The organism is Pseudomonas sp. GW821-FHT07F01, from assembly GCF_059418825.1.
In genome coordinates this window covers 62,162-82,277 of record NZ_JBWKQO010000007.1, presented here as the reverse complement: position 1 = coordinate 82,277, position 20,116 = coordinate 62,162, and the positions used below count along the sequence as shown (strand labels likewise).

The following is a 20,116-nucleotide window of genomic DNA, read 5'->3' as shown; positions in this document are numbered from 1 at the left end:
TCAGGGCTCTTGGGGGTTTTCGAGGCTTTTAGAGTTCCAGGCGATTTGGTACGTTTGAGGAACTCACGACGGGCTGTCCTTGACCGGTTCAAGAAGAGGAAAGGTGACGATCCGACTGCAATGCACAGGTGCCGCGACTGTGCCGGGCACCTGTGGAGCTTCTACAGGAACGCCTTGGCCAACAGTGCTACAAGCACTCCAAAGTTCACCGCAAGCCCCACGCACGTCCAGATGAAGCGCCGCCTGGATACAACTTTCATCGCCTGCGCCTCAGTCTGCTGCGCTGCAATCGCTGACGCGATCTCATCCAGTTTGACCAACGACTTCTTTTGACCATCGCGACTTTCAGCGCGCTGAGCTTGAATGTCTGCGGCCAAAGTTTTCAGCGCGGTGTTCAGGTGATGCAGTTGTGCTGCGCCAAGCTTGCTCAGGCGCTCCTCTATACCGGCGATCCCTTCGGTAACCTGACGAGCGCTTTCGGCAACCTGCGCGCCAGCCCTCTCGAACCGGCTGTCTTGCGCCCCCTCAGCCTGCTGAACCAGTGTCTCGACGCGCTTGGACACTTTGTGAACACTGCCAAAGTCATCACCCAACTCTTCGAAGGCACTGTTCAGCTTTTTCAGCTCCGACCGCAAGCTGAGAACACTGGCTTCGAAGTCTCCCTTGAGCGTGAGCGACAGGCCGCCGCTCACCTCTTCAATGCTCCGCTTCACCGGTACATTGATGTGCTTCTCCAGCAACGCTGACAGCTCTTGATCAGCAGCTGCGATTTCGACATCTAAATCAGATCGTTCCATCAGAACTTCTTCCCTTCCAGCATTTTGTCTAGTTCGCCCAGCAGTACATGCAGGTAGAACATGTCGTAGACCTGTTCCAGCGCACTGAGCGGACGTCGGGTAGCTTCCCGGACACGATCGAGCTCGGCCTTGAAGGCTTCGAGGATGTACTGTTCGAACTTGTGCGAGTGGTCCATGCTGAACTGCATGCGGGCTTTGAATTGCGCGTGGGCCTGTTCAAGGTGATAGCGCTTGCCTATTATGTCTTCCACCGCTTGCTGCCGCTCTGCAACGGCTCTTTTCATGACGTCAAGCCGTCGTTCGTAGTCCGAATACTTACGCTTCAGGCCACTCACCTGATGCTCAAAGTACTTCTGAATTTCCAAGGTTGCGGCTTCGGCATAGGCATCCACCACCTTCACGGCTGCCCCAAGAAGCATGCTCCGGTCAGAACGGAAGTTCTCGCTGGACCACCAGTAACCATCGGTGAGATACCCATTCATTTTCTGATAGAAGCTGATCAGCGCACTGGTTGCGGGAGGCGAAAGCTCAGCCAGCCGAATATGGGCCTGACGATGGGCGTGACGTTCGCACATTGCCTTCCATTTCGCCTGGATACCGTTTTCGAACTGCATGGCAACCAACTTCAGGGCACTGACTGATTCGGTAGTACTCGGCAGAGACTGAGCGAAAAAGCCACGAACATCACTACCCTTGTACAGTTTCAGGTAACGGTGCAGGCGACGCCTGTGATGATTGAGCGTGCCGCTTTCTTCCTGACAGCCACTCAATAACCCCTCAGCCTGCTTCAACGCATTCAGTGCATGCTGGAGGTCGCCTTCCAGCTCCTTCCTGTGCTCCTCGTAATGAACCTGCTCTCGATCAAGCCTGGCATCGATCAAGGTTTTCATCTTGAATGCGGACGCGAGCCGGCCATAGGGGCTGGCCGACTCGGTGATGCTTGCCAATAGCTCGCGTCGTAATTGCTGGATCAATGTAACGGCTGCTTGATGATATTCAGGCGTCGCCCCCAGGCTTCGCAGCGAGTCGCCGAACTCCAGTGGATACAACATCGCCTCGACCGACTTGGGCGGTTTGTAGTCATGGGTACCCAGTTCCTGGTAGAGCTTGGCCCTGACCTGCTGAAGCGTTCGCTCGTCCTGGCCGAACCAGGTCTTGAAGCTGGCAGGCGAGAACGTATAGGAGAGCACCACCCGATAGCGGTTGGGCTGCAGCATCCAGTCTCCCAACGCCGCCAACTTGAGCTTATTGGGATGAAGGAAGCCCAGGTCATCCGCACGCCCGACCAGCAAGATCAGATCGGCCGTGGCCACATACTTCTCCGCCACCCGCGCGACCTGGGCCTGTTCAGCCTCGTTGACCGCATTGATGCCTGGGATATCGAGAATGCGCAGATCCAGGCTCAGAGCATCCCCTCCTTCTTGATCGAAGAACATCGATGGCAGACGCACGGACAACACGTCCACGGACTGTGCTCTACCTTCCTCCAGCTCGGTGCGTATCGCGGAAAACTGCACTCTCGCGGTTTCATCATCCAGCGCATCACTGTTGTCGCCGATGTACCAGTAATCATCCTTTGAACGGCCGTAACGAATCGCACAGGCCGTCGAAGACTTGCCCATACGCTGGTCGCCCCGCAATACGCTGGAAGCCCGCTCCAACACCTCGCCGGTCACGCCCAGCAAGTCCAGAATCAGCGTGGTCTTGCCGACTTGGGTCGCACCATAGACGGCGACCGTCACATGGCTGGAGCGGTTGAAGTCTCCAGCCAGGCTTGGGTCTACCTCGTCGGTGAAGCGCTGATACGCGTCATAGGCCCAGCGATAGCGGTTGCTGTACTTCTCAAGCCACATGTCGGCTTTGCGCATCATCGATGGCTTTGATCAGGTTCACCCGAGCGTGCTCCAGGCGCGTCAACCCACGCGCCAGTGCGTCTTTTACCGTGAGGTCGGCGCCCAGGCCATAGGCCACCCGCAGGTTGCGCACCAGGCGCTCTTCGAGGGTTTCCATCAGGTCGTCGTAGAGCTCCAGGCCCTTCTTGATATGGGACTCGGCGAACTGGTTGAGGCTTTCGGCGATAAAGCCTTTGCGCGCAGCGTCGTAGCGCTGGATTTCTGTGGCACCACGGTAGGCGATGAAGCCCAAAGTGATCGCACCGGCAGCAGCCATGGACAACGATGCGCCCAGCGAAGCAGCAGCGGTCTGGCCGCCCGTCAGCGTGCCCGCGATGGCCGGGATGGTGTCGATGGAGCCGTCGATGACTACGTCCACTGCGAGGATTGCCGCCAGGGTATTGAGCAGCGGTTTGGCCGATGTCGTGACCTTTGGGAGGTCTTGCTGAATAGACGAGGCAAGCTTGCCGAAGTCGAAGGCTTCCAGTTCGGTGCGGGCCAACTCAGGAGTACGGATGGCAACTGCCTGGTTGAGGCGGAAGTACTCCATGGTCATCGCGGGCAGCGCCTTCAGCACCTCTTCGACATGCTTCGCTTTGAATCGCTCGACGTCATTGGTGGTAGTACTACCTTTGGAAAGCAACAGGCGCAGATCATGCTGCAGCTCCTGGTTACCCACCGCAGGAACTTCGAGAGAGGCCCCCTCGTAACCCAGCAGTTTGTTCAGGCCCTCGTGCTTGATCGCAGCGAGCTCCGTGGATTTGATTTCCTGAATGCCCAGCTCTTTAGCAGACATGTCCGAGATGGCCAGGTAATCGGATTCCAGCGGTGATTGCAGGGTACTGGTGCCGTTACACCAGCAGTCGATGATTCTTGACCTGAAGCGGATCTCGTTTTGACCAGACTGCAAGGTAAGGAAGTTCGCTGCGTGCCGAAGCTTGTTAGTGATCGTCTCCTCTTCGTTGTTATATCGTTCCTCTGCGATTTCCTTGACCTGTCCAAGGTAATTCATGGTGTGCTCGCGAAGCCGTTTGGCATAACGGTTCCGGTAGCGCTCTGATGCCTTGGTGAACACCTCTCGCATTCGGTCGACCTGGCGCTCGGTCAGGTGTTCACTGATGCTCTGCGCGTCCAGCTCACTTTCCAGCGCAGCCTTGACCGTTGCCAGTTCCGTGTCCAGCAGCTTCTCCAACTCCCGCAGACGACCTGCGTCCGAGCCGCCTGCAGACAGCGCATATTTGTTGATGACTTGGATGAGTTGGCTGGTCCAGGCGGAGCGGTAGGCTTCGTCGCCGACGCCGGTGAAGATCACACGGTCTTGCTCGTCGGAGCGGATCTGGAAAACTTCGGCCACGGTGCCGGCCAGTTCATCCATCTGCTCAGGAGTGAGCGTTTCAGTCTTGGTAACGGCAATGGCAGGTTTACGATCGGGGAAGTAGCGGGCGACCAGATCGTTGAGGATCTGCTTCTGGCTGTTGTCGGCGACGCGGGTGCGGTCGGTGACCAGGATGCTGCCCAAGGAATGCACCAGGGTGTGGCGCATGAGGCCCTGCCACTCGACGTTGTCGGGGTTCAGCATTTCGTAGCCCGGGAGCAGTACGAAGCCGCAACGCTGGCCGTCGAAGTAGCGGCGTGGCACGTAGAGCTTGGGAAACAGGCAGTCGAGGTCGCCGGAGTTGTCGTAGCCGCTGATCAGCGCTCGGAACGCCTCCTGGGAGATCTTTTCTTCTTGCTCGTTGCCTTGGGCGTCGTACTTGACGACTACGGCGTAGGGGGTGTCGCAATCCTTTTCGAGGATGAACACCGGGATAAGCTCGCCGCGGCCCTGGTTGTCTGCAAGCCAGCCCTCGCCCAAGTCGTAGAGTTCGCGGAGCAGACGGGTTTTGCCGGCACTTTGGCTGCCGGCTACGCAGATGTAGTAAACCGAAGAGAGCTCGCGGGCGATGCGCAGTTTGCGGAGGATCGAGACCAAGGCTGGTCGGGGATTGCTACGAGTCTTCAGCTCGGCTGAGATCTTGAGCACACCGGCTAAAGCGGTTTCCATGTCTTTGATCAGGGGGGCTTTCATCAACTACTCCTGTTGAAACTCGCGCAATGTTTAGGGAGGTCATCGGCTTGTGAAGGGATTTCTTGATTATCTAACCGACGCAATAATGCCTATTGGCCATCACTCAACTCAAGTTCGTATTTATCCTCGGACGTTCTTCTCTTTGGCATGGTTACTCTTTCAGCAAAAGTGGCGAACTGGCCCTTTAAAGCTGATGAATTGCTATAGAAATCATCATTGAGGACACCAATCGGAAAGACACGAGAAAGATATTCAGCAAAAAAATCGACTCAAAAAATTTGAATTGCACATAACCCCAACGACATCATCACCATTGAGGTTCCCCCCATGTCGTTGCAATGCCCTCTCAGCCTCGCCCCTAGAATCGCCTCCTTCCATCACGCCATGAAGATCGGTGCGACCATCGGCACCGTGGGCGGTGTTGCGCGTGGCATCAGCGCGGCCCTATCTGGCAGTCAGACTGGCGCAGCCATCGGCGCTATCGCCGGACCGATCGGTATCACCCTCGGCTCCGTATCAGGTGCCATATTCGGCGGCCTGGCCGGCGGCGTCGGTGGCTGCGTGCTCGGCGCTCAGCTCGGTGAATCACTCGACCGCCACATCTTGGCCCACAACCTCTGCCAGCAATGCGGCCATCGCTTCAACCTGCCGACCTGATTGGCCCTCTCTCTTTTCATTTATCCATCCGGTGTTGCGACTCGCGCAGCGCTTTATGCCTACCTGTATTAAAAGGAATCAATCACATGGCACATCTCATCGAAACCATGGCCCACGCTGGCGCTACCCCATGGCATGGGCTGGGCAATCAGCTCAGTCAGAAGCAACCTATCGAAATCTGGCAACGCGAAGCTGGAATGGACTGGCAGATTCTGGAAAGCCCCGTGCATTTCAAATCGGATGCTATCGGCCACCTGGGCGCGATCCACTCCTTCCGCGAGCAAAAGGTGCTCTATCGATCCGACAGCAAGGCGCCGCTGTCGGTGGTCTCCCAGCGTTACCACACTGTGCAGCCACGGGAGGTACTCGAATTTTATCGTGACCTCACCGCGGTTTCTCGCTACGAGTTGGAAACGGCCGGCGTGCTCAAGGGTGGGCGCAAGTTCTGGGCTCTGGCGCGTACCGGGCAAGGCGCGGCGCTCAAGGGCAACGACCAGGTGAATGGCTACATGCTGCTGGCGACCTCTTGCTACGGCACCCTGGCCACCACAGCCACGACAACCACCGTGCGCGTCGTGTGCAACAACACCCTGACCATTGCCCTGGACGGCACCAGCCAGGCGATCAAGGTGCCACACAACACCCGCTTCGATGCGAAAGTGGTGAAGAATCATCTTGGTATCGCCGTGTCGCAATGGGACGACTTTATGTACCGCATGCACGCGCTGTCCGAGCGCAAGGTGCAGTGGAATGAAGTCTCGTGCTGCCGGGCTTTTTATGTCTGCAGGTGAATACGATGAAAAGCGCCCTGGTTTAGTAGACGCATTCGAGTGACTGCACTTGCCTGACTCCGTTGAAAAAGTCGCCCATGGTTTCTGCAGAAGAAAATAATGCGCCCGAAGTTGAATTCTTTACGTCGGCAAAGGCTTCCGAACTCAGATTTCAGTTAGTCGTTTGCAAAAAAGGCGTTTTAACCAGCCACTATTCAATCCGTTTAGGCAGCCCGACTCTCAACTGAATCTGCCGAATGCTGCTTGCTGTGAAATTCGGCAGCCGACCTAAAGTGAACGCTATATATGTAATCAAAATGTAGTGCGCCTTCCCTCCTCCATTTCGACCGCAGGTCAGTCCTGCTCCCCCTCCTCTCTCTTGTGCTTACGATAACGGGAGAGCGAAATTCCCGTTTGGCGCTTGAAGTAGCGACACAAGTAAGACGCGTCGACGAAGTTCAATTCGTCGGCCACACGGCCAATAGCCAAGTCACTGTATGAAAGAAGAGCCTTGATCTCCAAGGTTACCTGCCGATCGATCAAGCCCTTGGGTGTGTCATTGAAAAACGCTTTGGTCAACTGCGACAGGTAGAACGGCGTGATATTCAGTGCGTCGGCGTAGAACTTCACATCTCTGTGCCGCACGCAATGTTTGCCTATCAATTCCCAGAAGCGCCAACTGAGCATTTCCTTCCGGCTGAATCCCCTGTTTTCTATCTGGTTGGCTGGAAGTTGCTCGGCTATTTTCAGAAAGAGATTCTGCAGCTGATTGCGCAACATGATGCGTTGGTAGGTGGGACAGGTCTGCGCAATGTTCCGCATCTGCGTCACCCAGCCCTCTATCAGCGGCATGTCGTCCTTGGATGGAACGCAATGAGGATGGTCATGCAGAAATACGAACAAGGTATTGGGTAGCGGGTAGGCAACCTCTGCGGCAAAACTTTTCGGCATAAGGCAGAAAAACACCTTGAAGCGGCGCGAGCGACGTTTGAGCAAGGCAATAGTGTCCTCAGCCAGCAGCATCACAGCACCGCGCCTAACCGCATGCTCTTTGAAGTTAAGTGTGAAGTGGGCACTACCGCAGAGGCATACCAGCAGCGTCAAGTAAGCGTGACCGAAGGAGAGCGGCAAACCTCGCCCTTCCGCTAGTGTGGTTTCTCCCATCCGCATCGAGTCGTCAGGAGCGGAAAGTTTCGGAATGTGATGCATAGTGCCCCGGCGCTACAACAAACAAGAGCCAAAACCCTATCACCGCTTGGCGCAGCTGTTTCGAAAAGTACCGAAAAAGCCGAGGTACTGGCGTGTACCGATGATCTGTCTCCCAATACTCTGTCCCGAACGAACCAATCCATTCGGGTACAGGACATGACACTTGAAACAGAACGACTCTTGCTTCGCCCCTGGCAGGCCACAGACGCCGCCGATCTATACGAATATGCCAAAGACGCCCGAGTCGGCCCTATCGCTGGCTGGCCTCCCCATACCAGTGTGGAGAACAGTGCCGACATCATCCGTACGGTCTTCAATCACCCCGAGGTGTACGCGGTCGAACTGAAGGAAAATCGCCGTGCTGTTGGTTGTGTGGGCATTCTCATAGGCAGCAACAGCAATTTTGAAATCAGTGAGCAGGAAGGGGAAATCGCCTACTGGATCGGCGTGCCGTACTGGGGCAAAGGCCTGACTCCGGAAGCAGTACGTGAAGTGATGCGACACGCCTTTGAAAACCTGAATCTCAAAGCACTTTGGTGTGGTTACTTCGCCAACAACATCCAGTCCTATGCTGCTCAATCCAAGTGTGGCTTTCGCTTTCATCACACGGAAGAAAACAAATACAACCAGTTCCTCCAAGACTATCGGACAGAACACATTAGCCGTATCACCTACCAAGAATGGCAGGAACATACGAAAGAGTAAGGGCACAAACCGAGATCCCGGTGTACGGCGGCCACAACCGACGGACGCAGCCTGGTGACGACGTATACCGCACGAACGCCGCAGAGGAGTTCAAACCTTACTCGGAACTGCACGGAGAGCTAAGCGGAATCCCCCGCCGCCCCAGCACTGCCGTGAACTGCAACAGTTAGAGTGCGAAGCCTGCCGCAGGACAGCGCCGAACTGTTCGTCGCGCTGCTGGCGAAGGCGCAGGATGAACTGAATGCCCGTGAAAGTTAATTGAGCCTTATCAACACCCCAGTTCAGGAGACTTATGAAAATCTCGCTTACCCAAGTAACGCAAAAAAACTATGAAGCGATTTGTGAACTGGAGGTTACTGAAGAGCAGGAAGACTACGTGGCAAGTAATACCTGGTCGCTCGTTGAGGCTGCGTACAACCCAGGTTACTTCACACGCGCCATCATCGCGGATGGAGAGCCTGTAGGCTTCTTTATGTGGGTGCAAGAGTCAAAAGGCAAAGTTTCTATCTGGCGCTTTATGGTGGACAAAGAACATCAGCAGAAATCCATCGGTAGAGTAGCGCTGGGCCTCGCCCTACATGAAATAAAACAGATCGCGGATTTGGAAGAAATTGAAATTTGCTACAACCCCAACAACATCGTAGCCAAAGGGTTTTACTCCAGTTTCGGGTTTGTCGAGGTTGGTATGGATGCAGACGGCGAAGATATGCTGGCGAGGATCAGGATTTGAACTGCGCCAAATACAATCCGAGCTTTGCACAACAGTTCTAATTACCTTCAACTCCAACCGCTTATGGCTCAAGGCGGCGCAGAGTCTGTTTCTATTGTGCGAAACGACCTGGTTGAACCTAACCACTTGTACCAGGAGTTGAGGAAGCCTTGCTCGATGGTGAGGGGCTTCAACGCTCCGACATCACCACCATCACTTCCGCATCCTCATCCCCTTCCGCCAGGTAGATATGGCCAATGCTGCTGTTGAAATAGGCAGTCTCCTGCGGGCCAATGCTCACCGCTTCTCCAGTCTCGAACTGGATTCGCACACGCCCCGACAGCACCAGGGCAAATTCCTGCCCGGGGTGACGGATGTAATCCTCGAACTGCTGCAGCTCGCGGGCAAAGATCCGCGCGTACATGGGGGTCATGCTGCGCCCGGGAAAGTCCCCGGCCATGGGGTGGTAGTCGTAGTTGCCGGTGCTGTAGCCGGGGGCGTCGGCGATGGTGGTGCTGACCACGGTCGGTTGCACCTGGGCGCCGCCGGTCTGGATCAGGTTCGGCGCGGGGGTGAACAGCCGGGCGATGTCGACGCCCAGGGCGCGGGCTGCTGCGGCGAGTTTTTCGTAGCTGACCGAGACCTGGGCCAGCTCCATTTTCGACAGGGTCGACAGCGCCACGCCGGAGCGTTCCGAGAGCTGTTTGAGGGTCAGCTTCTGGTTTTTGCGAATGGTCCGCAGGCGGGCGCCGACCTGGGTTCGGTCGATCAGTGGATGGGCATGGGAGCTCGAGGCGGGCTGGGCTCGGTCGGAACTCATTGAGGCTCTCTGTCTGGCAAATAAGGGCAACCGCGACGCTGGCCGGGGCACGTGGCGAAATATTAACCCATGACCCCGGGTTGACTGGAAAATTCTCATATCTTACATTTCTCGTATGTGAGAATTTTGACCCCTGTCATTTCCCAGCGATTCAGGAACCCCGGCATGCACGCGAACCAATGCTTCGACTTCGTCATCATCGGCGCCGGTATTGCCGGTGCTTCCCTGGCCTATCGCCTGGCCGGGCAGGCCAGCGTGCTGGTGCTGGAACGTGAATCGCAGCCGGGCTACCACTCCACCGGGCGCTCGGCGGCGATGTTCATGGAAGCCTACGGCACCCCGCAGATCCAGGCCCTGACCCGCGCCAGCCGGTCTTTCTACCAGCGGCCGCCGCAGGGTTTCTGCGAACACCCGTTGATGGAACCCCGTGGCTGTCTGTACGTGGCCAGTGAGGAACAGCTGGACCAATTGCAGCAAACCTACGATGAAACCCGCGCCCGCTCCGCCAATGTGCGCCTGATCACGGCCGAGCAGGCCCGGGCCCTGGTGCCCTGCCTGCGCCCCGACGCGGTCGCCGGGGCGATGCTGGAAACCGCCGCCCAGGACCTGGACGTGCACGCCCTGCACCAGGGCTTTCTGCGGGCCATGCGCCGGGCCGGTGGGCTGCTGGAGTGCGACATACAGATCGTCGAGGCCAGCCGCGAAGACCGCCTCTGGAACCTCACACTCAGTGATGGCCGCGCACTGCAGGCGCGCAATCTGGTGAACGCTGCCGGCGCCTGGGTCGATGACGTGGCCCAGCTGTGCGGCGTGGCCCCCATCGGCCTGCAACCCTGCCGGCGCAGCGCCTTCACCTTCGACGGCCCACCGGATGAAGACTTCAGCCGCTGGCCGGCGGTGATCGGCATCGACGAAAGCTTCTACTTCAAGCCCGACGCCGGCCAGTTGCTCGGCTCCCCGGCCAATGCCGACCCGGTGCCGCCCCAGGACGTGATGCCCGAAGAGCTGGACATCGCCACCGGCATCTACCACATCGAGAACGTCACCTCCCTGAGCATCCGCCGCCCGCGCCACAGCTGGGCCGGCCTGCGCTCCTTCGTCGCCGACGGCGATCTGGTGGTGGGCTGGGACGACAGCTGCGAAGGCTTTTTCTGGCTCGCCGCCCAGGGCGGCTACGGCATCCAGTCGGCGGCCGGCGTCTCGCAACTGGCCTGCGCCCTGCTGCTGGGGCAACCGGTCCCCGAAGAACTGCTAAGCCAGGGCGTCGATGCCCAGGCCCTGGCCCCCGCTCGCTTGCGTTAACCCACCCAGCCCACGAGGCCCTTGCCATGTCCAATGACATCCAGCGTTATCCCAGCCACCTGCCCTACCCCTTCTCCCGGGCGATCCGGGTCGGCGGCTTTCTGTTCCTCTCCGGCCAGGTGCCCATGAGCGCCGAAGGCGAAGTGGTGCACGGCGACATCCGCGTGCAGACCGAAGCCGCCCTGGCGCGCATCGGCGAGACCCTGGCCGAATGCGGTGCCAGCTTCGACCAGGTGGTGAAGAGCACTGTCTGGCTCACCGACATGCAGCACTTCGCCGGCTTCAACGAGGTCTACCAGCGCCACTTCAAGAACGGTTTCCCGGTGCGTTCCACCGTCAGCGCCCAACTGGCGCTGGGGGTCGATGTCGAGATCGAAGTCCAGGCCTGGGTCGGCGAAAACTGAGTCACCCGCCCCAGCCCTCAAGTGCGATGCCCAGGACCACCAAGGCCATGAATGCCGGGGTGGTCCACCCCACATAACAACAAAAAATCGAGGCTAATCGTCATGAAAGAAAGTCTGAAGATCGCCGGCGCCTTCGTCGGTGTGATTGTCGGCGCGGGGTTCGCCTCCGGTCGTGAACTGCTGTTGATGTTCGTCGACTTCGGCGCCTGGGGCCTGGCGGGTGCGGTGGTCAGCGCGGCGCTGTTCACCTTCCTCGGCATGGCCCTGGCCAGCATGGGCAGCCGCCTGCGAGCGGCGTCGCACAAGGACGTGGTGCATGCCCTGTGCGGCAAACACCTGGGTGCCCTGGTGGACCTGATGATCACCTTCTTCATGTTCGCCGTGACCGTGGTGATGCTGGCCGGCGGCGGTGCCCTGCTGGAACAGCAATTTGGCATTCCCGCCATTGCCGGCAGCGTGCTGGTGACCCTGATCGTGGTCGCCATCGTGTGCCTGGACGTGCACAAGGTCATCGGCATGATCGGCGCGGTGACGCCCTTCCTGATCATCACCGCGGTGGGCGTGGCCCTGTATGGCGCCGCGACCCGCGACCTGAGCTTCGGCGAACTCAATCAACTGGCGGCCAAACAAGAAGCCGGCGCCAGCCACTGGCTGCTGGGCGCCTTGCTCTACGTCTCCTACAACATCGTGGCCGGGGTGCCGATCCTGGCGATCATGGGCGGCGCGGCCAAGGGCGAAAAACAGGCGATGTGGGGCGGTATTTTCGGTGGTGCGCTGCTGGGCCTGCTGATGCTGGTGATGAGCCTGGGCCTGCTGTCGCGCCTGGACAGCGTGGCGGACCTGCCGATGCCCATGCTGTCGATCGCCAGCGAAGTCTCCCCGGCCCTGGGGCTGCTGATGGCGCTGATCATCTTCTGCATGATCCTCAACACCGCCGTGGGCACCCTGTACTCCTTTTCTGCGCGGCTGTTTCCGGCGGGCACCCGACAGTTCCGCCTCGGCTCCATCGCCGCCGGCGCCCTGGCGTTTGTCGGCAGCCTGGTGGGTTTTATCAGTTTGGTGGGGCAGGTCTATCCGTTCTTCGGCTACCTGGGGTTCCTGCTGATTGCCGCGGTGGTGATCGGCTGGCTGCGACCACGGCGGGTGGTGGTGGCGTAGGCGTCGCTCGATGGGGCAGGCACCCGGGAGTCATCCCAGGTGCCTTGAGTCAAGCCCGGTGCCGTAGGAGCGGCCCGCTCAAGCAAACCGGCTCCCTTTGAGCGCCTTCAAAAAGGTATAGGACGCATGGTTCAACGTCTCTCGCGGGGCCGTGATCACGCTCACCGAGCGCACGATGCGCTGGTCTTCCAGGCGCAGGAAATTCAGCTGATCCCCCGCCGCCGAACGGCTGAGCAGTTCCGGTAGCAGGGTCACGCCCATGCCCTGGGCCACCAGTGCCAGCAAGGAGGTGGTGTTTCTGACGCTGAGGGTCGAGTGGTCGCGGATGTGCCGGAACTCGGCGGCGTTGATCTCGGCGCCCAGGCCGCTGTTGATGAAGTTCTGCCCGTCCAGGTCGCTCCAGCGCAGCGGGCGCGCCAGGCGGTTGAGGGGGTTGTCGCTGGCGCAGACCACGCAGAAGGCGTCGGAGAACAGGAAGTCCTGGTCGATGTTGGGGATGCTCGCCGGTACGGTGCCGATGCCGATATCCACGTCGCCGCTGAGCACAGCTTGCACCACTCGCTCGGAATCCATGTCGCGGATATCCAGGTGGAACTGCGGGTGCTGTTCATGGAATTGCTTGAGCAGCGGCGGCAGCAGGGTGATGGCGAAGGACGGCACCGCCGCCACCCGCACCAGGCCGGTCTCGGCCTTGGCGTAGGTCTTGATGGTGCTGATGGTGCGGTCGAAATGCGCCAGTTCGCGCTGGGCTTCCAGCAGCACGAAACGCCCCAGGGGGCTGAGCTGGTTCTTGCGCTCGCCTTCGAACAAGGCGCCGCCCAGTTCCTCTTCCAGTTGCTTGAGCGAGAGCGACACCGCTGCCGGTGTGCGGTGCAGGCGCTGGGCAGCCTGGGTCAGGCTCTGGCTGGTGGCCACCGCGACGAAAAACTGCAAATTGGAGATCTTGATGCTCATGGCGGCGCGTCCTGCTGGCAAAGGCACAGCTTAAATTTTACTTAAACAACCTTAAAATTTATTAGATTTACTTAATACAAGGCCGACTCATAATCCTCCCAGAACCGCACAAAGGCAACGCCCCGCCTGGCGTGCCGCCCTGGAGGATTTCATGAGCGACAACCATCACAACTACATCGCCGGCCAATGGCTCAAGGGCGCCAGCGAGATCGAGAACCGCAACCCGTCCGACACCCGCGACCTGATCGGCCTCTACGCCCAGGCCTCCCGGGCGCAGTTGGACAGTGCCATTGCCGCCGCCAGCGAGGCCCAGCGAATCTGGGCCCGCAGCGGCCTCGAGCAACGCTACAAGGTGCTGATGGCCATCGGTCAGGAGCTGATGCAGCGTTCTGCGGAAATCGGCAGGACCCTGTCCCGGGAAGAAGGCAAGCCCATGGCCGAAGGTGCTGGAGAGGTGTACCGCGCCGGGCAGTTCTTCACCTACTACGCTGCGGAAACCCTGCGCCAGTTGGGCCAGACCGCCGACTCGGTGCGCGACGGCATCGAGATCGATATCCGCCGTGAACCCATCGGCGTGGTGGCGATCATTTCGCCATGGAATTTCCCCATGGCCACCGCCTGCTGGAAGATCGCCCCGGCCCTGGCCTTCGGCAACGCCGTGGTGTGGAAGCCGGCCAACCTGACCCCGGCCAGCGCGGTGATTCTCAGCGAGATCATCGCCCGCCAGGACTTGCCCGTGGGCCTGTTCAACCTGGTGATGGGCGCCGGTTCCGAGATCGGCCAGGCGCTGATCGAGCACCCGGGCATCAACGCCATTTCCTTCACCGGCTCGGTGGACGTGGGCAAGGGCATCGCCGCCTCGGCCGCCGCCAACCTGACCAAGGTGCAGCTGGAAATGGGCTCGAAAAACGCCCTGGCGGTGATGGACGACGCCGACCTCGACCTGGCGGTGAGCTGCGCGGTGAATGGCGCCTTTGGCGGTACCGGGCAGAAGTGCACCGCCTCCTCGCGGTTGATCGTGCATGAAGGCATCCACGATGCCTTCGTGGAAAAACTGCTGGCGGCAACCCAGGCGCTCAAGGTCGGCCATGCCCTGGAAGCCGGTACCCAGATCGGCCCAGTAGCCAGCGCCGCACAGCTGGAGGCCAACCTGGCGAACCTGCAACTGGGCCAGCAAGAAGGCGCCGAGCTGCTCACCGGCGGCCAGCGCCTGGAGCTGGAAAGCCCCGGTTACTACCAGGCACCGGCGCTGTTCATTGGCGGCAGCAATGCCATGCGCATCAACCGCGAAGAGCTGTTCGCGCCCATCGCCTGCGTGATCAAGGCCGGCAGCTACGAAGAGGCCCTGAGCCTGGTCAACGACACCCGCTTCGGCCTCACCGCCGGCATCATGACCCGCTCCCTGGCCCGCGCCAGCCACTTTCGCCGCCATGCCCGGGTCGGCTGCGTGATGGTCAACCTGCCCACCGCCGGCACCGACTACCACGTGCCTTTCGGCGGCCGTGGCGAGTCCAGCTACGGCCCGCGCGAGCAGGGGCGCTCGGCGGTGGAGTTCTACACCCACGTGAAGACCGGCTACATCGCCGCGGGGGCGCCACTATGAGCCTGCCCCAGACCTTCGCCAGCCGCGGCCCGCGCATCGATGCCATGCAGTACGACAACTGGTCGGAAAAGATCTTCCAGCAGATGCGCGAAGGCGGCGTCGATGCGGTCCACGTGACCATCGCCTACCACGAGACCTTCCGCGAAATGGTGGCCAATATCGAAGCCTGGAACCGCAGGTTCCAGCGCTACTCGCACCTGATCCTGCACGGCAAGTGGGCCAGCGACATCGCCCTGGCACGGCAGACCGGGCGCACGGCGATCTTCTTCGGTTTCCAGAACCCCTCGCCCATCGAGGACGACATCGGCCTGGTGGAAGTGGTGCACAGCCTCGGCGCACGCTTCATGCAGCTGACCTACAACAACCAGTCGCTGCTGGCCACCGGTTGCTATGAACAGGAAGACCCGGGGCTGACCCGCATGGGCAAGCAGGTGGTACGGGAGATGAACCGGGTCGGCCTGGTGGTGGACATGTCCCACTCCGCCGAACGCTCGACCCTGCAAGCCATCGAGCACTCCGAGCGCCCGATCGCCATCACCCACGCCAACCCGGCGTTCTGGCACGCGGCGCTGCGCAACAAGTCCGACACCGTGCTCAAGGCCCTGGGCCAGAGCGGTGGCATGTTCGGTTTCTCGTTGTACCCGCACCACCTCAAGGACAAGAGCGCCTGCAGCGTGCAGAGCTTCTGCGAAATGATCGCGCGCACCGCCGAGCTGATGGGCGTCGAACACCTGGGCCTGGGTTCCGACCTGTGCCAGGACCAGCCCAACAGCGTGGTGGACTGGATGCGCGTCGGCCGCTGGACCCTGGATGTCGACTACGGCGAAGGCTCCAAGGCGCAACCGGGCTTCCCCGACCAGCCGGCCTGGTTCCGCGACAACCGCGACTTCTCCAACATCGAGGCGGGCCTGCACGGCGTGGGTTTCAGCGCCCAGGAGGTCGCCGCGATCATGGGCGGCAACTGGCTGCGCTTCTTCGAGAACAATTTTGTTCCGGCCAAGGCCCAGGCAGGTGCCGCCGTCCACCCTCACGAGATCGCGGTCTGAGGCCCCCGACTGTTTCCCGATTGTCCTGACGTCCGGCCTGAACAGGGTCATCGCCAAGCACTAACAACAACAAATGCGCCCATAACAATTATTAGCGATCGACAACGCAACACGGAGGCACCATGGAAATTCCAGGCGAAATCAAAGCGGGGATCGACACCCGCTCGCTGCACAGCCGCGCCGCTGGAACCCTCGACTGGTCGATTTTCTGGATCAGCGGAGGTTTCTTCCTGCTGTTCCTGGTCATTGCCCTGATAGACCTGAACACCCTTTCCAGCCTGATCGGCCACGCCTTCACCTGGAGCACCCACTACTTCGGCCTGTACTGGCAGGTGCTGATGCTGGCGACCTTCGGCGCCAGCCTGTACATCGGCTTCACCCGCCTGGGCCGGGTGCGCCTGGGCGGCGTCGGGCACAAGCCCAGCATCAGCACCTTCAACTGGGTATCGATGATCATGTGCGCCCTGCTGGCCGGGGGCGGCGCCTTCTGGGCCGCTGCCGAACCCATGATGCATTTCATCGCCCCACCGCCGTACTTCGGCGCCGTGGCCAAGAGCGACGCCGCCGGCGTGGCCGCACTGTCCCAGTCGTTCCTGCACTGGGGCTTCATGGCCTGGGCGGTGCTCGGCAGCCTGCTGACCGTGGTCTACATGTACCTGCACCACGAAAAGAACCTGCCGCTGATGCCGCGCACCCTGCTCTATCCGCTGCTGGGCGAGCGTGCCCTGAAGGGCCCGATTGCCGTGTTCGCCGATGCCTCGGCGATCATCGCGGTGGTGGCCGGCACCATCGGCCCGGTGGGTTTTCTCGGCCTGCAGATCGCCTTCGTCCTGCACTCGGTGTGGGGCGTGCCGAACACCATCATGGTCCAGGCCATGGTGATTCTCTCGGTGACGGTGATCTACACCCTGTCCTGTGTGGTGGGCCTGGGCGGCCTGCGGCTGGTGAGCAAGGTCCACGTGTGGCTGATGCTGGGCCTGGCGGCGTTCCTGTTCATCTTCGGCCCCACCCTGTTCCTCAGCGAAACCCTGGCCCAGAGCCTGGCGGTGCACGTCACCAGCTTCTTCCAGACCGCCCTGTACCGCGATGACAACGCCTGGCTCAACAGCTGGACCCTGTTCTACTGGGGCTGGTTCATCGGCTACGCGCCGATGATGGGTATCTACGTGGCCAAGGTCTCCCGCGGGCGCAGCATCCGTGAGGTGATCACCCTGATGTCGGTGGCCGCCCCGCTGATCACCATGCTCTGGTTCACCCTGGTGGGCGGCACCGGGATCGGTATCGAACTGCAGTCGCCGGGCCGCGTGATCAGCCACGGCGTGCAACCTGAGGCGCTGCTGCTCGGGGTGGCCCAGTCGATGCCGCTGCCCAACCTGATTTCGGCGCTGTTCCTGTTCCTCAGTTTCTTCTCGGTGGTCACCAGCGCCGGCTCCATGTCCTATACCGTGGCCATGGCCATCAGCAGCAACCACGCCGAATCCCCGGCCTGGCTGCGGGTGTTCTGGGGCGCCGGCATGGGCCTGGTGGGGGCTACCCTGATCACCCTCGGTGAGGGCGGCATCAGTGCCTTGCAGTCGTTCATCGTGATCACTGCGGTGCCGGTGTCGCTGCTGATCCTCCCGGCGGTCTGGGACGCGATCCGCATTGCCCGGCAAATGGCCCGTGAACAGGGGGTGCTCTGAATGAACCTGCGACCACCCGCCAGCGTCATGAAGGCGGCGCGCCTGGGGGCCTTCCACCAATCCCGGCTGTCGTTCATGCGCCAGTTGCTGCGCCGCCTCAAGGCTGAAAACTGGCAGTTCCAACGCCCGCTGTGGACCCTCGACAGCCAGGGCGTGGGCCGTGCGGTGTACACCGCCACCGGCCCGCAGCGCAGCTACAGCCTGGTGGCCTTCGCCCATGACCTGGACCCGGCACTGCGCTCGGACCGGGTCATCGCCACCGCCTGGGATGCCACCTTCGCCCTGTTCGACGGCATCCCCAATGCCGCCGACCTGGACCGCCTGGAGGCCAATGTGCCGAAGCAGGAAGCCGGGCGCATTTCCTCCCGCGAGCTGTGCATGGCCCGGGCCAACCGTTCGGTGCGGCTGTTCGACCATGTGATCGAGGCCCTGGCTGCCGGCCGCCAGCCGCAGCGCGAGTTCATCGATGAAGTCGGCTACCTGATGCGCACCACCGCGGTCTACGGCAGCGGCAAGTTCGGCGCGGCCGACCGTGAAAGCATCGCCCAGCGGCCGGAGCTGGCGGCACCCTTCCAGGCGGAAATGCTCACCGTGTTCCTGATCCGCGCCTTCACCCTGGACCTGGTGGAGCACCTGGCCCAGGCCCGGGCGCCCCGGCAGGCGGTGCCCCTGGAGCCGCAACTGCGCCGGCGCCTGGGCATCGGCAACTCCACGGGGCTGGGCATGGCGCCGTTCCTGCTGAACCATCCGGTGCTCTTGAACAACTGGGTACAGGCCCGGGAAACCGCCCTGCAACGGGTGCGCGCCGTGCGCCAGCCATCGGCTGCGGAGCGCCAGCGGTTCGTCGAGTTTCTCACCCGGGCCCAGGCCGGCATCGGCCACTGGCACTCCGAGCACGAACTGCAACACGGCCGCATCCTGCAACTGCAAGGTGACCTGCAGCGCCTGGAGCACCATCTCGCCAGCGGCATCCTGGAGCAGGATTCCCCCTGGGACGAACTCTATCGCTGGGCCGAAGGCGCGCTGTCGCTGGAGGCGCAGGAATGCCTGGTGTCGCTGCTGCTGGAGCCCTACGGCCACCTGGTGGATGAGCTGGGCGCCGGCATGCAGGCCGATGAGCAGGCCAGCTTCAGCGTCGACGGCAGCATGAGCATCGGCCGCCTGCGGCAGATACTCGACGAGCATTATTCCTGGGTCGCGGCCATCGACTTTTCCAGCCAAGCCAGCCGCGCGCTGTTCTGGTACGTCTCCGAGGAAAAACTCGAACCGCGGATCGGCCAGCGCTTTGCCGAGCCCGGGCAAGACCTGGAGCAGCCCCTGGCAGTGGCCCGGGACATCGCCCAGTTGCAAGCCGCCCTGCCCGGCTGGAACGACTCGCAAAGCGTCGCCAGCTTCCTGCTGCGGCACCCGGAACATCGCCACAGCCTGCGCCGGGTGCAACTGGCGCCAGCGTTCCCCTACGCCGATATCCAGGACAACCTGATCGACCAGGCGCTGCTGCCCATCGACCTGCTGCGCTGCAAGCTGTCGTTCTTCGGCGCCACCCACTTCGACCCGCGCTCGGATCGTTGGGTACGCATCACCCTCTACCAGAACGCGCCCTTCCCCCATGAGCTGGGGCAGATGGCCGCGGACGACTGGTCCTACCCCAACCTCGACAGCCAGGAGCAGCGCCGTGCATGCCTCGTTGAATGAAATCGAAAGCCTGTGCAAGAAAGCCGCCCGCGGTGCCGGGCTGTCCTGGGGCCTGGCGGAGGAAGCCGGCAAGGCCGCGCGCTGGCTCTCCGCCCACGGCCTCGACGGGCCCGGCGTGCTGGCCACGCAACTGCGACAGAATGACGGCTGTGCCTACCAGCAACTGGCCCCGGATGTCAGCGCCGAGCCCTGGCAGGTGCCAGGGCATGCCCTGTGCCCGCTGATCGCCGGGGCGACCCTGAGCGACCACGCCTACCTGCTGCGCAGCAACGGCCGCATCGAGCTCCGGCAGGTGGCGCACCCGCAACTGCTGCTGCCCTTTGCCAGCGCCACCGCACGCCAGCTCGGCCTGTGGCTGGAGCTGTCCTGGAACGGCTGCTGCCTGAAGTTTTCCCCCTCGGGCGAAGCCTGGCTGGTACGTGCGCAGAACCTCGGCGCCGCCACAGCCGCCCAGGTGCGCTGCGCTTGCACAGATCCTGCCGGCACCCTCGGCAAGCCTCTGGCGGGCAGCATTCCGGACCTGGGCGACAGCCCCCAGCACGACCTCGATCACCTGGCCGCCCGCACCTACGTGCCGGCCTCCGAAGCCTCGCGCCTGCTGGGCGCCGGGGCCGGCCTGAGCGACAACAACTGACCTTTCCACCC

Annotated in this window: 17 protein-coding genes and 1 pseudogene; 12 read left to right on the top strand and 6 right to left on the bottom strand. The window is 61.4% G+C overall.

The window, feature by feature from the left end; all coding sequences use genetic code 11:
• Nucleotides 1–161: 161 nt before the first annotated feature.
• From AC07R1_RS25460 to AC07R1_RS25450, 3 genes are read right to left on the bottom strand one after another with little or no spacing between them, the layout of a single operon-like run.
• Nucleotides 162–797 (bottom strand): hypothetical protein, encoded by a 636-nt coding sequence (locus AC07R1_RS25460; protein ID WP_492575549.1) that lies wholly within the window; start codon nt 795–797, stop codon nt 162–164.
• Nucleotides 797–2,668 carry a dynamin family protein gene (locus AC07R1_RS25455; protein ID WP_495111059.1) on the bottom strand — a complete coding sequence of 624 codons (1,872 nt, stop codon included), beginning with the start codon at nt 2,666–2,668 and terminating at the stop codon, nt 797–799. The genes AC07R1_RS25460 and AC07R1_RS25455 overlap by 1 nt, the downstream gene beginning before the upstream one ends.
• Nucleotides 2,640–4,757: a hypothetical protein gene (locus AC07R1_RS25450; RefSeq protein WP_495111058.1), complete on the bottom strand. Its 2,118-nt coding sequence runs from the start codon at nt 4,755–4,757 to the stop codon at nt 2,640–2,642. Before AC07R1_RS25450 ends, AC07R1_RS25455 begins: the two co-directional genes overlap by 29 nt.
• A 384-nt stretch (nt 4,758–5,141) precedes the next feature.
• Here AC07R1_RS25450 and AC07R1_RS25445 point away from each other — a divergent pair, with 384 nt between their 5' ends.
• Both AC07R1_RS25445 and AC07R1_RS25440 read left to right on the top strand, forming a co-directional pair.
• Nucleotides 5,142–5,414, top strand: coding sequence for a hypothetical protein (locus tag AC07R1_RS25445; RefSeq protein ID WP_492576014.1), 273 nt, complete (start codon nt 5,142–5,144; stop codon nt 5,412–5,414).
• Nucleotides 5,415–5,500: 86 nt separating this feature from the next.
• Nucleotides 5,501–6,169: pseudogene (locus AC07R1_RS25440) on the top strand (DUF932 domain-containing protein); the annotation flags it as partial.
• Between the two features lie 369 nt (nt 6,170–6,538).
• Here the strand turns inward: AC07R1_RS25440 and AC07R1_RS25435 are convergent.
• The gene (locus AC07R1_RS25435; protein WP_495111057.1) at nt 6,539–7,393 is read right to left on the bottom strand and encodes a helix-turn-helix domain-containing protein; all 855 of its coding nucleotides are present in this window, start codon (nt 7,391–7,393) and stop codon (nt 6,539–6,541) included.
• Nucleotides 7,394–7,549: 156 nt separating this feature from the next.
• Between AC07R1_RS25435 and AC07R1_RS25430 the strand changes: the two genes are divergently transcribed.
• Nucleotides 7,550–8,098 carry a GNAT family N-acetyltransferase gene (locus tag AC07R1_RS25430; protein WP_495111056.1) on the top strand — a complete coding sequence of 183 codons (549 nt, stop codon included), beginning with the start codon at nt 7,550–7,552 and terminating at the stop codon, nt 8,096–8,098.
• Nucleotides 8,099–8,390: 292 nt separating this feature from the next.
• Nucleotides 8,391–8,828, top strand: a complete 438-nt coding sequence (locus AC07R1_RS25425) for a GNAT family N-acetyltransferase (protein ID WP_065364642.1) — start codon at nt 8,391–8,393, stop codon at nt 8,826–8,828.
• Nucleotides 8,829–8,997: 169 nt separating this feature from the next.
• Here the strand turns inward: AC07R1_RS25425 and AC07R1_RS25420 are convergent, their stop codons facing one another.
• Nucleotides 8,998–9,627: a helix-turn-helix domain-containing protein gene (locus tag AC07R1_RS25420; RefSeq protein ID WP_011059170.1), complete on the bottom strand. Its 630-nt coding sequence runs from the start codon at nt 9,625–9,627 to the stop codon at nt 8,998–9,000.
• Between the two features lie 165 nt (nt 9,628–9,792).
• On the opposite strand from AC07R1_RS25420, the gene AC07R1_RS25415 reads away from it, so the two are divergent.
• The 3 genes from AC07R1_RS25415 (at nt 9,793) to AC07R1_RS25405 (ending at nt 12,491) form a co-directional block, all read left to right on the top strand.
• A complete protein-coding gene (locus tag AC07R1_RS25415; RefSeq protein WP_495111055.1) occupies nt 9,793–10,929 on the top strand; it encodes an NAD(P)/FAD-dependent oxidoreductase in 1,137 nt (378 codons plus the stop codon).
• A gap of 26 nt (nt 10,930–10,955) precedes the next feature.
• A complete protein-coding gene (locus AC07R1_RS25410; protein WP_015634090.1) occupies nt 10,956–11,333 on the top strand; it encodes a RidA family protein in 378 nt (125 codons plus the stop codon).
• Nucleotides 11,334–11,435: 102 nt separating this feature from the next.
• Nucleotides 11,436–12,491 carry a YkvI family membrane protein gene (locus AC07R1_RS25405; RefSeq protein ID WP_495111054.1) on the top strand — a complete coding sequence of 352 codons (1,056 nt, stop codon included), beginning with the start codon at nt 11,436–11,438 and terminating at the stop codon, nt 12,489–12,491.
• A gap of 78 nt (nt 12,492–12,569) precedes the next feature.
• On the opposite strand, the gene AC07R1_RS25400 is transcribed toward AC07R1_RS25405, so the two are convergent.
• Complete coding sequence (locus AC07R1_RS25400; protein ID WP_011059166.1) at nt 12,570–13,445, bottom strand: LysR family transcriptional regulator; 876 nt, start codon at nt 13,443–13,445, stop codon at nt 12,570–12,572.
• A gap of 151 nt (nt 13,446–13,596) precedes the next feature.
• Here AC07R1_RS25400 and AC07R1_RS25395 point away from each other — a divergent pair, with 151 nt between their 5' ends.
• The 5 genes from AC07R1_RS25395 (at nt 13,597) to AC07R1_RS25375 (ending at nt 20,105) form a co-directional block, all read left to right on the top strand.
• Nucleotides 13,597–15,048, top strand: a complete 1,452-nt coding sequence (locus tag AC07R1_RS25395) for an aldehyde dehydrogenase family protein (protein ID WP_495111053.1) — start codon at nt 13,597–13,599, stop codon at nt 15,046–15,048.
• The gene (locus tag AC07R1_RS25390; RefSeq protein ID WP_011059164.1) at nt 15,045–16,094 is read left to right on the top strand and encodes a membrane dipeptidase; all 1,050 of its coding nucleotides are present in this window, start codon (nt 15,045–15,047) and stop codon (nt 16,092–16,094) included. The genes AC07R1_RS25395 and AC07R1_RS25390 overlap by 4 nt, the downstream gene beginning before the upstream one ends.
• 122 nt (nt 16,095–16,216) lie before the next feature.
• A complete protein-coding gene (locus AC07R1_RS25385) occupies nt 16,217–17,776 on the top strand; it encodes a BCCT family transporter (protein WP_019092820.1) in 1,560 nt (519 codons plus the stop codon).
• Nucleotides 17,777–19,471 carry a hypothetical protein gene (locus AC07R1_RS25380; protein ID WP_495111052.1) on the top strand — a complete coding sequence of 565 codons (1,695 nt, stop codon included), beginning with the start codon at nt 17,777–17,779 and terminating at the stop codon, nt 19,469–19,471. It abuts the gene before it with no gap.
• The gene (locus AC07R1_RS25375) at nt 19,452–20,105 is read left to right on the top strand and encodes a DUF3726 domain-containing protein (RefSeq protein ID WP_011059161.1); all 654 of its coding nucleotides are present in this window, start codon (nt 19,452–19,454) and stop codon (nt 20,103–20,105) included. The genes AC07R1_RS25380 and AC07R1_RS25375 overlap by 20 nt, the downstream gene beginning before the upstream one ends.
• The last annotated feature ends 11 nt before the right edge of the window (nt 20,106–20,116 follow it).